This window comes from Acidimicrobiales bacterium (genome assembly GCA_041394265.1).
Taxonomy (GTDB): Bacteria; Actinomycetota; Acidimicrobiia; order Acidimicrobiales; family SZUA-35; genus JBBQUN01.
Map to the genome: position 1 here is coordinate 731603 of JAWKIO010000005.1, position 13712 is coordinate 745314.

The 13712-nt window shown below is 65.7% G+C and carries 15 protein-coding genes; 9 read left to right on the forward strand and 6 right to left on the reverse strand.

Annotated features, from left to right (window positions below):
- Positions 1–40: 40 nt before the first annotated feature.
- The 3 genes from R2733_03575 to R2733_03585 all read right to left on the reverse strand — a co-directional run bounded on the left by R2733_03575 (position 41) and on the right by R2733_03585 (position 1745).
- The gene (locus R2733_03575; GenBank protein ID MEZ5375565.1) at positions 41–733 is read right to left on the reverse strand and encodes an anti-sigma factor; all 693 of its coding nucleotides are present in this window, start codon (positions 731–733) and stop codon (positions 41–43) included.
- Positions 730–1323 carry an ECF RNA polymerase sigma factor SigK gene (gene sigK / locus R2733_03580; protein MEZ5375566.1) on the reverse strand — a complete coding sequence of 198 codons (594 nt, stop codon included), beginning with the start codon at positions 1321–1323 and terminating at the stop codon, positions 730–732. Before sigK ends, R2733_03575 begins: the two co-directional genes overlap by 4 nt.
- Before the next feature lie 62 nt (positions 1324–1385).
- Positions 1386–1745, reverse strand: a complete 360-nt coding sequence (locus R2733_03585; protein ID MEZ5375567.1) for a response regulator — start codon at positions 1743–1745, stop codon at positions 1386–1388.
- Between the two features lie 58 nt (positions 1746–1803).
- On the opposite strand from R2733_03585, the gene R2733_03590 reads away from it, so the two are divergent.
- The 3 genes from R2733_03590 (at position 1804) to R2733_03600 (ending at position 4390) form a co-directional block, all read left to right on the forward strand.
- The gene (locus R2733_03590; GenBank protein MEZ5375568.1) at positions 1804–2559 is read left to right on the forward strand and encodes a HAMP domain-containing sensor histidine kinase; all 756 of its coding nucleotides are present in this window, start codon (positions 1804–1806) and stop codon (positions 2557–2559) included.
- A 164-nt stretch (positions 2560–2723) separates the two neighbouring features.
- Positions 2724–3230, forward strand: coding sequence for a response regulator (locus R2733_03595; GenBank protein MEZ5375569.1), 507 nt, complete (start codon positions 2724–2726; stop codon positions 3228–3230).
- Between the two features lie 5 nt (positions 3231–3235).
- A complete protein-coding gene (locus R2733_03600; protein MEZ5375570.1) occupies positions 3236–4390 on the forward strand; it encodes a hybrid sensor histidine kinase/response regulator in 1155 nt (384 codons plus the stop codon).
- Between the two features lie 14 nt (positions 4391–4404).
- Here the strand turns inward: R2733_03600 and R2733_03605 are convergent, their stop codons facing one another.
- A complete protein-coding gene (locus R2733_03605; GenBank protein ID MEZ5375571.1) occupies positions 4405–5283 on the reverse strand; it encodes a phospholipid scramblase-related protein in 879 nt (292 codons plus the stop codon).
- 98 nt (positions 5284–5381) lie between these two features.
- On the opposite strand from R2733_03605, the gene R2733_03610 reads away from it, so the two are divergent.
- From R2733_03610 to R2733_03620, 3 genes are read left to right on the forward strand one after another with little or no spacing between them, the layout of a single operon-like run.
- Positions 5382–6479 carry a zinc-binding dehydrogenase gene (locus R2733_03610; protein MEZ5375572.1) on the forward strand — a complete coding sequence of 366 codons (1098 nt, stop codon included), beginning with the start codon at positions 5382–5384 and terminating at the stop codon, positions 6477–6479.
- The gene (locus tag R2733_03615) at positions 6476–7210 is read left to right on the forward strand and encodes an ion channel (protein MEZ5375573.1); all 735 of its coding nucleotides are present in this window, start codon (positions 6476–6478) and stop codon (positions 7208–7210) included. Before R2733_03610 ends, R2733_03615 begins: the two co-directional genes overlap by 4 nt.
- Before the next feature lie 52 nt (positions 7211–7262).
- Positions 7263–8216 (forward strand): LLM class flavin-dependent oxidoreductase, encoded by a 954-nt coding sequence (locus tag R2733_03620; GenBank protein MEZ5375574.1) that lies wholly within the window; start codon positions 7263–7265, stop codon positions 8214–8216.
- Here the strand turns inward: R2733_03620 and R2733_03625 are convergent.
- Positions 8213–8878: a Type 1 glutamine amidotransferase-like domain-containing protein gene (locus tag R2733_03625; protein ID MEZ5375575.1), complete on the reverse strand. Its 666-nt coding sequence runs from the start codon at positions 8876–8878 to the stop codon at positions 8213–8215. The two genes, R2733_03620 and R2733_03625, sit on opposite strands and share 4 nt — an antisense overlap.
- A 78-nt stretch (positions 8879–8956) precedes the next feature.
- Here R2733_03625 and R2733_03630 point away from each other — a divergent pair, with 78 nt between their 5' ends.
- Positions 8957–9505: an N-acetyltransferase family protein gene (locus tag R2733_03630; GenBank protein ID MEZ5375576.1), complete on the forward strand. Its 549-nt coding sequence runs from the start codon at positions 8957–8959 to the stop codon at positions 9503–9505.
- Between the two features lie 230 nt (positions 9506–9735).
- Positions 9736–10617 carry a TIGR03619 family F420-dependent LLM class oxidoreductase gene (locus R2733_03635; GenBank protein ID MEZ5375577.1) on the forward strand — a complete coding sequence of 294 codons (882 nt, stop codon included), beginning with the start codon at positions 9736–9738 and terminating at the stop codon, positions 10615–10617.
- Here R2733_03635 and R2733_03640 read toward each other — a convergent pair.
- Positions 10595–12220: an NAD(P)/FAD-dependent oxidoreductase gene (locus R2733_03640; protein MEZ5375578.1), complete on the reverse strand. Its 1626-nt coding sequence runs from the start codon at positions 12218–12220 to the stop codon at positions 10595–10597. The genes R2733_03635 and R2733_03640 overlap by 23 nt on opposite strands.
- Before the next feature lie 182 nt (positions 12221–12402).
- Between R2733_03640 and R2733_03645 the strand changes: the two genes are divergently transcribed.
- Positions 12403–13653, forward strand: a complete 1251-nt coding sequence (locus R2733_03645) for a DUF222 domain-containing protein (GenBank protein ID MEZ5375579.1) — start codon at positions 12403–12405, stop codon at positions 13651–13653.
- Positions 13654–13712 lie beyond the last annotated feature (59 nt).

Sequence of the window (13712 nt, forward strand, 5' to 3'; positions counted from 1 at the left end):
AGCCATGATCCGTGACCTGATCGAAAACTGAGGTTGGGCGTCAGAGCTCGCCGGCGAAGAGTACGGGGCTGGTCGGCTGGTCGGAACCTCCATCGGGTTCGATGGTGACGCCCCATCCTCGACCGTCGATGTCGTCCAGCTCGAGCATGACCTCGGCGTCGCCATCTTCCGGGGTGAAGAGCCCGGCGGCGGCGACACCATCGGGCAGCAGGAACCACAGCTCGTAGACCTTGCCCTCGCCCGGGTCGGGGAGGCCCGCCGAGCGCACAACCGCTCGATCCTGCTCGGGTGACCACACGACCTCGATGGTGGCGTCGCCCGAGGACTCGTCGATCGGATCGAGTTGGAGCGTGATGGCATCGGGTGCAGCGGCCACCTCGACGTCACTCGAGCCCTGACGGCTCAGTGTAAGTGCGGCCACCGAACCGACGGCGACCAGCAACAGCGCCGCTGCAGCCGCGAGCACTCGGGTGGAAGTGGTGCGGCGCATCGGGACGAGCGGTGACACCTGCCGGGTGGTGGCAACATCGGCAAGAACCTTCGCTCGAAGCCCTGCCGGTGGTGGACGGCGGGCCACCGTGCCGAGCTCGGCGGCCGTGAGCGAGTATTCCGCGACGGCGGTCGAGCAGGAGTCGCAGCCTGCGAGGTGCGTCTCGAAGGCCTCCCGCTCCGATGGGTCCAGGGCATCGAGTGCGTAGGCGCCGGCGAGCTGGTGGACATCGTGGTGGTTCATACGGTCACCCCCAGGTGATCTCGCAGCCTGATCAGGCCGTCACGAATGCGAGTTTTGGCGGTCCCTTCCGGGATGTCGAGGAGCACGGCGACCTCACGGTAGGTACGCCCGCCGAAGTAGGCGAGTTCGATGGCCGAACGCTGGGTCTCGGTCAGGGTGTGCAGCGCCTGTCGTACCCGTTCGTGTTGCAGCTCGTCGTTGACCGCCTCGGCGATCGGGTCCGGCGCTTCGACCGAGAGCTGGTGCTCTCGGTCCTCACGGTTGCGGGCCGCTTGTTCCGAGCGCACCCGGTCGACCGCTCGCCGGTGGGCGATGGCGGCCATCCAACTCTTGACGGTGCCCTTCGATCGATCGAAGCGAGGGGCGATGCGCCAGATCTCGAGGAAGACCTCCTGGGTCACCTCCTCGCTCTGGGCCGGATCACGAACGACGCTCACGACGATGCCGAACAACAGCCCGGCGAAGAGGTCGTAGAGCTCGGCGAAGGCCGATTCGTCGCCCCTCGACACCGCTGCCATCAGCGTTGACGCACGGTCCGCTTCGGCGGGTGGCGTCGCCGCTCGTCGTTTGAAGGGGCTCACCTCGCCCATCGTCGCAGTTCCTCTCGTCGATTGATGGATCGAGTTCGGAACCGAACGGCCGGCGGATTGGTCTAGCCGGCGAGCATGCGAGCGACGAGCGTCAGCAGGTTGTCCTTGCTGGCCACCTTCTCGACATACGCCGTCGCTCCCGCTGCCTCGCCCCGTGCCACATCAGCGGGACTGGAGAGCGCCGACACCATGACGATCGGCGCCGTACAGCCGCCGGCTCGAAGCTTCTCGCACACCTCGTAGCCGTCCATGCGCGGCATCATCACGTCGAGGAGCACCATGTCGACGTCGTTCTCGGCGAACTTGTCGAGCACGATCGGCCCGTCGTGGGCTTCGATCGGTGTGTAGCCACCGGCGGTGAGCCATCGGGAATAGAGAAAGCGAATGTCCGACTCGTCGTCGGCGACCAGAATGCGAGGCATCCGACAGCTTTCGACAGCGATGCCAACTTGTTGAGGGCAAGAGGCCGAAGCTTGTCCCATGATTGACGTTCAGGGCCTGGAAACAGAGATCCAGGCGCTTCGGTCGTTGCTCAGCACCGAGCGCGACCAGCACCGGGAGTTCGCTCGGCGCGCCGGACATGACCTCGCCGCCCCGTTGCGCGGTCTACGCAGTCTGACGTCGTTCCTCCGTGAGGACGCGGCCGACGGGCTCGATGGCGATGCGCTGGAGCTGCTGGAACGGATCGACGGTCGTGTCGTGCTGATGGAGCAGGTCGTCCAGTCGCTCACTGCCTTCGCTCGTAGCGGGGACCGGCATGAAGCTCCTCGGCCGACGACCCTGGCCGACATCATCGACGACGTCATCGTCGCCGTCGGGTTGCCGGCTCGTTTCCGGTGCGAGGTCGAAGCAAGCGGCGCGGTCGTCCATCTGCCGCTGGTCGCCATCGGCCGTGTCGTCGAACGGGTCGTCGAGAATGCCTGGCACCACGCCAACCCAGGCGACCTCGAGGGGACCATCACGATCGGCGCCTCGATCGCCGACGGATTCGCCACCGTCACGGTGAGCGACGACGGGCCGGGTATGGACCCGCGCACGGCTGCTCACGCATTCGATCCGTTCTTCACCGGGCCGCCGCCACCGGATCAGATCACTCGTCGGTCCGGGCTCGGGCTCGCCACCGCCTCCGCCACCGCAGCGGCGCACGGCGGCTCGCTCGCCATCGTCGACCACCGGCCCGGGCACACGGTCGTCGCCATCCGATGGCCGGTGGCCGATCCGCTCCCGTTCGCGTGAGCCGCTCGCCTCATTCTGCGACATGGTCCTTCTGGAGGCTCCCTTACTTCCGAAACTGAGGCCGAACAGCTATCGAGATCGGGGACCAGATGCAGACCATGGCGGCAACCAGGGAGAAGTCTCGAAGCCTTGCGGGATCAGGGAGCGACCGATTCCGGGTATGGATGGCAGACGACGACTACAACGATCATCTTTTCATGCTCATGGCGGCCGAGGAGGCTCGGTTGGATGCCGACTTCCGGTTCCTCGACGACGGCGCCCAGCTCATGCTGGCCCTCACGTCGGTGAACGATCCGACCGACCTTCCCGACATCATCGTGCTCGATCTCCGCATGCCACGACTCGACGGGCACGGAACCCTGAAGCAGCTCCAGGAGCATCCCGATCTCTGGCAGATCCCGGTGATCGTCTACACCTCGTCGACCCGACCGGTCGACCAAACCACCAGCTTCGATCGTGGTGCCCGCTGGTTCGAGACCAAGCCCAGCCGCTTCCCCGACATGGTGGCTTTCGCCCGACGGATTGGACAGTACGTGACCGTGTCGGGCTCTGCTCCAGTCAAACCGAGCAGGACTCGTCATCGGCGAGGCGTGACGTTTGATCCGACGAGACTTCGCTTCGATCCTCGAATCTTCGACGACATCGAAGCAGCGCTTCGAATGGATGACTGACACCGATGCCTGTCACCACAGAACGAAGCTCCGCTGCCGGTGAGCGCGTGCGGCACTATGGCATCACGTCCGGGAAGGTCCTGCTCATCGAGGACTACGAGATCGATGCCGAACGGATGACGCGCTGGATGCGCCAAATCGAGAACGTCGAGCTCGAGGTCATCTGGGCAACCACACTTGGCGAAGCGGTGCAACTCCTGGCCGAGTACGACCCGATCGTGATCGTGGTCGATCTCACCCTGCCCGATGCGAGTGGGCTCGACTGCATCCACACGATTCTCGACCACTCTCCCGACTGCCCGATCATCGTGCAGACCGGCGTCGACGACGACAAGACCCCGATTGCTGCACTCGAGCTCGGAGCGCAGGACTATCTGGTGAAGGGGAAGCTCGACCGTGAGATGCTCGAGCGGTCGCTGCGGCACTCACTGGCCCGTCACCACACGCTCCAGGAGCTGACCAAGCGCACCAACGAGCTCCACGAGACCGACGCCGAGCTCGACGACTTCGCCCATGTGGTGGCCCATGATCTGCGAGCGCCGGTTCGCACCGCTCGCCTGTTCGCCGATCGGCTCGTGCATTCCCTCGGCGACTCCAACTCGATTGCCTCCGAGTTCGGGGAGCGCCTCGATGAATGCCTGGGCCGGGTGGACTCGATGATCCTGTCGATGCTCGACTATTCGGCACTTCGCCAGCAGTTCCCGGAGACCGCAGTGCTTCCGCTCGACACCTTGATCAAAGAGGTGTTCGATCTGGTGAGTGCGGACGTGCTCGAGGTTGCGGCGTCGACCACGGTCGACCTCGATGGGGAGCTGCGTGTCATTGCCGAACGCGACCTCTTCGCCCGAGTGTGCGTGAACATCCTCACCAACTCGGTGAAGTACCGTTCACCGGATCGGCCGCTGCACATCAGCGTGGCGGCTCGCCGGGTCGGGCCGATGGTTCGTCTGTCGTTCACCGACAACGGCAAGGGTGTACCGGCCGAAGCCTGCGAGCGAGTGTTCCGCATCCTCGAGCGGCTCGAGCCGGGCGCGACGTCAGGCCTCGGTTTCGGCCTGGCGATCTGCCGCCGCATCATCGGTGGCTTCGACGGTGAGATCTGGATGGAACCGGCCGAGCACGTCGGCACCACGGTGCACGTGGAGCTCCCGGCCGGCTGATCGACGGGACTCGATCAGCCGAATCCTCGATTGTCCTGCTTGAGCGCGGTGTCGATCGAAAGCGCGCTCGCCACGACCAGTGAGTTGAGCGGTTCTGGTGGTCGCTGGCTGATCTGAACGACGTAGTTGTCGGCCGTGGTGAACATGGTCTTCGCCAAGCCTTCCCAGGTCTTGGTGACCCGGGCGATCTCGGTACCCGAGGTGTCCTCGATTCGGAAGTTCCATGCTCGCCAGTTCTCGGCCTTGATGGCGCCAAGTGTCTGCCCGCCGGACTCGAGGTCGAAGTTGATCTTGCCGATCATGTTCTTCTGGATGATCCGCCCGAGCTCGTTGCCGTTGCCATCCTCGACGATGACCTTGGACTTGAAGATCTTGCCGGGACGCGTCAGCTTGAGTTGGACAGAACCCGCAGCGTCGACGACGGCGAGGCGATGGGTCAGGAACTGGTCGAAGCTGAAGAACAGGCGCAGCAGCTTGCGGAACGCCGACTGGCCGACCTGGGTGACCGCGGCAATCTTGGTGCCGTTCTGGTCGAACACGCTGTACTCGTTGTTGAGTTCGATCAGCTTCGCCTTCTGGTTCACGACGAGGATCGGCTCGTTCAGGAGGCTCCCTCCGCCACCGGCCACCGGGCCGCTGAGCCCGACGCCGCGGTAGCCGGTCCCCGTCAGCTGCTCTTGGACCTTCGATCCCTCGTTGCCGATGGTGAGTCCGGAGTCGACGCGATCGAGCGCACTCGGCGCAGGCGGGGTGGCAACGGCCATCGGATCGACGCCGGTCTCACCCCGGTTCGCGACGTGCTCGGTCCAGGAGGTGCCGTCCCAGTAGCGCTGCTCGTTGCGACCCGACGGGTCGGGGTGCCAGGCGGGGGGATGTGAACCTGCGTCATTCATGCCCGCACGATAGAGCATGGCTGGTACCTGCTGCTTCGAGGTCGTCGTCGCCGTTTCGATACTCTGCGCCCAACAAACGAAGCCACCTGGAGGGACCGATGAAAGCTGCCGTTCTGCACGCGCTCGGGGAGCCACTGAGCATCGAGACCATCGAGGATCCGATCCCCGGCGGTGGTGAGGTCGTCCTCGACGTGGCGGCCGCCGGCGTCGCCAGCTACACCGCGGGAATTCTCTCAGGCGCGAGGAACTACCTCCTCGAACTTCCCATTGTCCCCGGGCCAGGCGGCGTTGGCCGGGTGCGGGCTGTCGGTCCGGATACCACTCGGTTGGAGGTTGGCGATTGGGTGTACTGCGATGCGACGATCCGGGCGCGCGACGATGCGCTGGTCCCGGAACAGATGCTGCTCGGTTGGACAGCGCACAGCGAGGCCTCGTTGCCGCTGCATCGGACATATCACAACGGTTCCTATGCCGAACAGGTCCTGGTCCCGCTCGAGAACGTCACTCCTCTCGGCGACATCGACCAGGTCGACGCCGGCCGTTGGTGCGGGCTGAGTCAGGTCCTCGTCCCCTTCGGCGGCTTGCTCGCCGTGGACTTACGGGTGGGCGAGACGATCGTCGTCAACGGCGCCACCGGAGGCTTCGGCAGTGCCGGCGTTGCGGTTGCCCTGGCGATGGGGGCGGCGACGGTTGTCGCGACCGGCCGCAATGAAGCGTCACTGGCGCTCATCGCAGAGCGACTCGGTCCTCGTGTCGTCCCGGCGCCCATGTCGGGCGATGAAGCCGAGGACCGACGGCGCATTGTCGAGGCAGCCGGCGCTCCCATCGACTGCGTCCTCGATCTGTTGCCACGAGAAGCGACGGCCACGCAGGTTCGAGCGGCCGTCCTCGCCGTGCGACACGGTGGACGCATCTCGTTGATGGGCGGTGTCGGTCGGCAAGGCGGCGACGACCTTGCGCTGCCCTACCCGTGGTTGATGCGGAACGACATCACGCTGCGGGGCACGTGGATGTATCCCCGAAGCGCCATTCCGCGAATGATCGCACTCATCCGCAGTGGCCACCTCGACCTCTCGACCTTCGATCTCCACGAGTTTGCGCTCGACGACGCCAACGCAGCGGTCGCACACGCCGCGGCAACGGTCGGGCCGCTCCGCCGGACCGTGATCCGTCCCGATAGATCGGTCGCCCGGTGAACAACGGCCGTCCCGAGTACGTGACTCCGCGACTGCTCGCTTGGCGTCGCTGGACCGACACGCCACTGATGATCCTGGCGATCGGTTCGCTGCCGATCCTGCTGCTCGAGATCCAGCGCGACGACCTCATTCGAGCCGATCAGGTCTTCCTGGACGTGGTCAACGTGATCGTGCTGCTCGCCTTCGCCGTCGACTACGGGGTCGAGTTCGCGTTCGCCCGGCGGCGATCGAGCTACGTGCGGAGCGAATGGTCCAGTGCGGCGATCGTGGTCGCCCAGGCACTCGTGTTCGCCCCGAACCTTGCCGGGTTCGGGGTATTGCGGGCGTTGCGCGGCGCCCGACTCCTCCGGATCGTGGTGGTGACTGCGCGCATCGTCGCCATCGGTGGGGCGGCTCGGGCCGAGGGCCGGCAGCGTCTGCGGCGTGAGGCTGGCAACCTGGCGCTCGGAGCTGCTGGACTCACCTGGTTGTCGTCGGCTGTCGCCTTCACCCTGGTCGAAGACGTCGGTGAGGGCGGGCGACTCGAGTCGTTCATGGATGCGCTGTGGTGGTCGTCAGCCACCATCACAACCGTCGGGTACGGCGATATCGCGCCGGTGACCACTGTCGGACGGCTGATCGGCATCGTGACCATGTTCGTCGGGATCTCCGCGTTCGCGGTGGTGACCGCGAAGGTGGCCGAATGGATGGTGACGGTGGGCAACGAGGAGTCCGAGCCGCCGGCCGGATGACGGCTCGCCGTGGGATTTGGCCGGGGTGCACGGCGAGTGCAAGCATCCCGCCATGAGCCAGTTCCCGTTGTCACTCGGAGCCCACGTCGGTCAGCAGAACATGACCATGGACGAGATGCGGGCGCTGTGGCGCCGCCTCGACGAGGCGGGCTGCGACTGGATCTCGGCATGGGACCACATCTACGAGGCCCCACCGGCTGGCGGCACGCTCCCCCACTTCGAGGGCGTGGCCACGCTGGGTGCGTTGGCGGCCGACACGACCAACGCCCGGCTCGGTTGCCTGGTGTTCTACGTCGGCTACCGCAACCCGGGACTGCTGGCGAAGGCGGCGGTCACCATCGACCACATCTCGGGCGGTCGCTTCGAGCTGGGCATCGGTGGCGGTTGGCACGAATGGGAGGCGAAGGCGTACGGCTACGACTTCCCGTCCGTGGGCACCCGCCTCGACATGCTCGACGAGGCCACCGAACTCATCACGAGCTTGCTCACCCAAGAGCGCACGACCTTCCAGGGCACGCACTATCGGGCCGAGGACGCGTCATGTCTTCCGCCCCCCGTTCGGGGACACCTCCCGTTGTGGATTGGTGGTGTCGGCGAGAAGCGCACGCTCAAGACCGTCGCAGCGAAGGCGAATGGCTGGAACGCTGCCTACATCCCGCCGGACGAGTTCGGGCGCCTCAACGGCGTGCTCGATCAGTGGTGCGAGAAGCTCGGCCGTGACCCAGGCACGATCGAGCGCTCGGTGAACCTCATGTTCCTGATGGGCGCCGACCAGGCCGGCGCCGACCGGGCCGAGGCTGCGCTGGCCGCCCAGTGGGGGCCGATGGCCGATCGTGTGAAGGGTGGCGCCATCGGCGGACTCCCCGAGCAAGCGATCGACACGGTCAACCGCTACCTCGATGCCGGCGCCGACATGGTCAACATCGCGCTGCGGGCCCCGTTCGACCAGGAGGCGCTCGAGGCCTACCTCACCGAGGTCATGCCCACCGTGCGGGCTTCTCGCTAACCGAAGCGGCGCCAGTTCCCTTCGGAAATGACGTCGACGGTGCCGTCGACCACGGCGATGGCCGTGTCGTCGTCGATGGCGTAGGACGGGCAGTCGAGATCGGCCGCCCACGCCTCGGCGTTGGCCATCGTGTTGGTCGGCAACATCGGGTTGTCGAGGTGGGGGTAGATCGCGAAGTCGACGACACCCAGCGCCCGATCGTCGCCGGTGGGCGAGGGCCAGCCGACGAACGGCTCGCCGATCCGTGGCGTCATCACCATGCTGCCTGCGCTCATACCGACCCACACGGCGTCGAGCGAGGGCAGGAGGTCGGCGAAACCGGACTCGCGCATCCAGTGGGCGAGGTAGAGGGCGTCGCCGCCCGATGCCAACAGCACATCGGCGTCGCGAACCACCGGAACCCAGCGGTCCTCGTCGAGACTCGGCAACGCCGTCAGCTCCAGCATGCCCATCGACTTCCAGCCCAGTTCGACCATGCGCTCGCCAGCCTTCCCGGCGGCGAACTTCCACACCATCTCGCCCGGCCCGAGCACGGGGTGGCCATACATCGCCGTCGGGATGCACAGAGCGCTGCACTCCTCCACCGGTTTGCCGAGCATCGACACCAGGGCGGCGCGGATGCTGGGGTTGCGGACGCCGGCGGAGGTGAGAAGAAGTCGCATGGTGCTCCCGTCGTGGCGCGATCAATGTGAGTGATCGACATGAGGCTATGCGATGCTGTGGCGGCAGGAGGTCGGCTGATGCTGGTTCGAGACGCAACGGTTGCGGACATGGCGCGCTGCCGCGACCTGTACAACGCGCTGATCGACACGACCACTGTCGCATGGACCGAGGAGCATCAGACACTCCGGCAGCGCAAGGCGTGGTTCGCCCGTCAGACTCGCGCTGGCCACCCCGTGCTGGTGGCCGAGCAAGCGGGCGATGTCGTGGGGTTCGCTGCCTACGGCAGCTTTCGCGGCTCGGGCAAGTGGCCGGGGTACCGGTACACGGTCGAGCATACGATCCATGTCGACGGCGCTTGTTGGGGCCAAGGCATCGGGCGTGCGCTCCTACAAGAGCTCATCGAGCGCGGCCGAGCGACGGGAGTGCACGCAATGGTCGGCGCCGTTGATGGCGCCAACATCGAGTCGATCAGATTCCACGAACGCATGGGCTTCGTCGAAGTCGCTCGAATGCCGGAAGTCGGTCGAAAGTTCGATCGTTGGCTGGATCTGGTGCTGATGCAGCGGATCATCTCTACGGCTGACGGACTCGGGTCAGCACAGGTAGGTGCAGGACCGACGACCTGAGCACTTGAACAAGCGGGACTAGTGTGGCGAAACCAGCCATCCGAACATCCCTGAGGAGGCCGACGTGATCTCGAGCATCATCAGCAAGCTGAAGCGCCTACTCGGCCCACCGATGCTCGCGCGTCGGACAAGGGTGTTGGACCGCTTGCCCGAACAGACACAGCGAGACATCGAGGCCAACAACGCCCGCGGCGGCCTGTAGTCGGCGGTTGTGCGCCGAGGGTCGCGTCGTGAAGTTCGGACTGTTCGCTCTCAACTACGGCACGTGCGCGGACCCCTCAGTTGCGGTGCAGGTGGCCCGCTACGCCGAGGACGCCGGCCTCGAGTCGTTGTGGACCGGCGAGCATCTCGTGCTGCCCGATCCGCAACCGGTCGGCGTCCACATGGCGCCGACGCTGCCGTTCCTCGACTCCGTGGTTGCGCTCACGCTCCTCGCGGCGGAGACGACTCGGATCCACCTCGGGAGTGGGATCATCGAGCTGCCGCTGCACCACCCGATCATGCTGGCGAAGCAGTGCGCAAGTATCGATCAGATCTCGAACGGTCGCCTCATCCTCGGGATCGGGGCCGGGCACCTCGTCCCCGAGTTCGATGCCATGGGCGTTCCCATGTCGGAGCGAGGGCGACGCATGGACGAGTACCTCGACGCGATGCGAGCACTGTGGACCATGCCCCAGCCCGAGTATCACGGTGAGCTCGTCTCGTTCAGCGAGATCAATGCCTTCCCCCGACCGGTGGCCCCGGAAGGCATTCCGATCGTCACCGGCGGCGTCAGCGAGGGAGCGCGCCGTCGCACGATCCGGAAGGCGAACGGCTGGTACCTGTTCAACGCCGACCTTGCGATCGTCGAAGAAGCCATGGCAATCATCACCAACGAGCAGCAAGAGATCGAGCGGCCTGAGCACCTCGGGCGCCTCGAGATCTCGGTGACTCCGAACGCTCCAATCGACGCCGCGGCGGTGGAGCGCTACGCCGCCCTCGGTGTGGACCGTCTCATCCTGCTCCCCGACCCAACGGCGGCGAGCGAGGATCGCCACCGCCCGATAGCCGTCGACGACATCCTCCGCACGATCGACCTGATCGCCGAACTCAGCGACGCTCCTCGAGGATGAAGTCTTCGAAACCGTCGTCGGCGACCTGCGTGAGACGGTCGAAGTACTGCGACCCCATGAGGTGGCCGAGGAACTGGCGGGGTTTGCCCGGAATGTTGGCGCCCATGTACCACGAGTCGGTTCGGGGGTAGAGGGTGCGGTTGGCGATGCCGTTGATCTCGGCGTCCCAGCTCGCCTCCTGGGCTTCGGTGGCCTCGATCGAGCCGAGCCCGGCTTCGTCGAGATGACGGATGCACGAGTCGATCCATGCGGTCTGGAGCTCGCCACCCAACGGCATCGTGAAGAACACCCCGGGCGCTCCCGGGCCATGGATCATGAACAGGTTCGGGAACCCGGCGATCGTCATGCCCAAGTGGTTGTCGAACCGCTCCGACCATTTGTCCCTCAGCGCCCGGCCGTCGCGACCCTTCGGATTGAGTCGGAGCATCGAGCCGCTCACGGCGTCGAAGCCGGTGGCGAGCACGAGCATGTCGATCGGATGCTCACCACTCGTTGTACGGATGCCGGACTCGGTGAACGACTCGATCGGGTCGGCGCGTAGGTCGACCAGCGTGACGTTGTCGCGGTTGTAGGTCTCGAAGTAGCCGTTGTCGAGGATGAGACGCTTCGTCCCGAAGGCGTAGTCGGGCATCAGCTTCTCGGCCGTCTCGGGGTCATGCACGATGTCGCGGATCTTGCCCCGCACGAACTCGCCGATCTCGTTGTTCAAGTCTTCGTCGGAGTAGACGCCGGTGTAGCTGTTGATGGCGAGGTGCATACCCCCTCGCTCCCACATCTCCTCGTAGCGAGCCTGGCGCTCCTCGAAGGAGTAGTCGGAGGCGCGGAGCTTGCTCACCTTGAACGGCCAGCCGCCTCGGCGACGCATCGAACCCCGGAGTGTGTCCCACTCCTGCCGGTACTGGTCGAGGTCTTCTTCCGCGAGCGGCTGGTTGCGGGCGGGCAGGGAGAACTGCGGTGTGCGCTGGAACACCGTGACGTGGTCGGCCGTCTTCGCGATCTCGGGGATCGCTTGGATACCGGACGACCCCGTACCGATGACACCGATCCGCTTGCCCTCGAACGACACCGGTTCGTGGGGCCACCGACCGGTGTGGTGGATCTCGCCCACGAAGTCGCCAATGCCGGGATAGGCGGGCGTGTTGGCGACGAAGAGCGCACCCGTGGCGCAGATCAGGAATCGAGCGCTGGCTTGTTGGCCTCCGTCGGTCTCGATCGTCCAGCGCTGGAGCGCTTCGTCGTAGCGGGCGTCGGCGACGACCGTGTCGAAGGTGATGTCCTTCCGGAGATCGAACTTGTCGGCCACGTGCTCGAGGTAGGCGAGCACGTCGGCCTGAGCACTCTGGGTCTCGGGCCACACCCACTCGTTGACCAGATCCTGGCTGAACGTATAGGCGTAGAACGGGCTACTCGGCGCATCGACCCGAGCCCCCGGGTAGCGGTTGTACCACCAGGTGCCGCCCACGTCGCTCGCGCCGTCGAAGGCGCGGACCGACAGGCCCATCTCGTCGCGCAGGTGATGCAGCGCATAGAGCCCACCGAAGCCGGCACCGATGATGATGGCGTCGAAGGTCGGATGGTCGTTCGCTGTCCCCTGAGCGTTCACCACATCGGACACTACAAACGGCCCACACCGCCGATCCAGCCGGGCGGCGAGTGGGGTCTTTCCGAGGGGTGGTGCGCTGATCGACGCTCGATCACGCTTGTACATCTTCAACAACCATTTACTTCATAACAAATAGTTGCATCAGTGTTGTTTACGGTACACATGTTCGCTATTCTTGACCCATGATCCTTGGCGGGACCAACAACACGGCGGACGGATCCGGCGACCTCTCGAACCTTTCGCGAACCGAGCTGCACGAACGGATGCTCGCTGCCGAGACCGCGGCCCGGCAGGCGAAGGCCGACTACTACGAGCTCTGCGCCGAAGCCAAACGCCGCAAGGGACCGTCGATCCACCAGCACCGCAACGAAGCACTCTGGCTCGCCGACTCACTCCGCATGGCCAAAGGCGCCGCCGGCGCGATGCTCAACCGCGGCTCACTCCTGTTCACCACGCATCCCGAACTCGGTGAAGCGTTCCGCGACGGACGCATCGGCGAACACCACCTCGACCTGTTCTGGCGCATCTGGAACAAACCGTGCCTACGGCCGTTCCTGGCTCGCGACCTGGATGGCCTGATCCGCTTCACCAGTCACCCGTGGTACGAGTGCCGCGAACTGTTCACCGCATGGGAAGTCCTGGTCGACCCGATCGACCCCAACGACCACGCCGCCCGTGCGTACGCCGATCGGTCGATGGTCACCACCGACCCCGTCCAACAACAAGTACTACTCGAGATCCTCACCACCACCGCCATCTACGCCACCATCGAACCCGCACTCAAGGTCCTGGTCGACGAGATGTTCGAAGCCGACTGGGCCGAAGCCCGAGCACGCGTCGGTGACGACGCAACCATGGACGACCTCCTACGCACCGATACCCAGCGACGGCACGATGCCCTGCTCCGGTTGATCCGCAACGGCATCGGTGCCGACCCCTCCACTGCGAACGTGGTCGCCGACATCGTCGCCGACCACCAAACACTCGCCGACGAAGCCGAACGACGCGACGCCGCAGCACGCGGTGAAGACACCGTGCGTCGGCCCCTCACCGCGGAGGAGGTGATGGAACGGGTCAAGACCCGCCGCTGCCACACCGCCCACGGCCGCCCCATCGCACCGGCTGATGCCCTCGACTTCGCCATCGCCGGACGCGTGCAGCTGTTCGTCATGAACACCGCCACCCGCGACTTCACCCGATCAGAGAAACAACGCCTCTTCGGCCGAGACCAGCGCATCGGAGCTCTCATCCGAGACCGGCACTGCCAAAGTCCAGGTTGCGACACCTCCGCCGTGCACTGCCAGGCCGACCACACCATCCGCCACACCGACGGCGGACTCACCGTCCCCACCAACCTCACCACCGTCTGTGCTCCGTGTCACCGGCACAAAACCCGGCTCGAAAACCTCGGACTCTGGCCACCCAGTACCTGACCCAACCGAACCACCCGGCACCCCGCCACAGGCGGGGCCACTGCCGCGCCCGGCGGTGG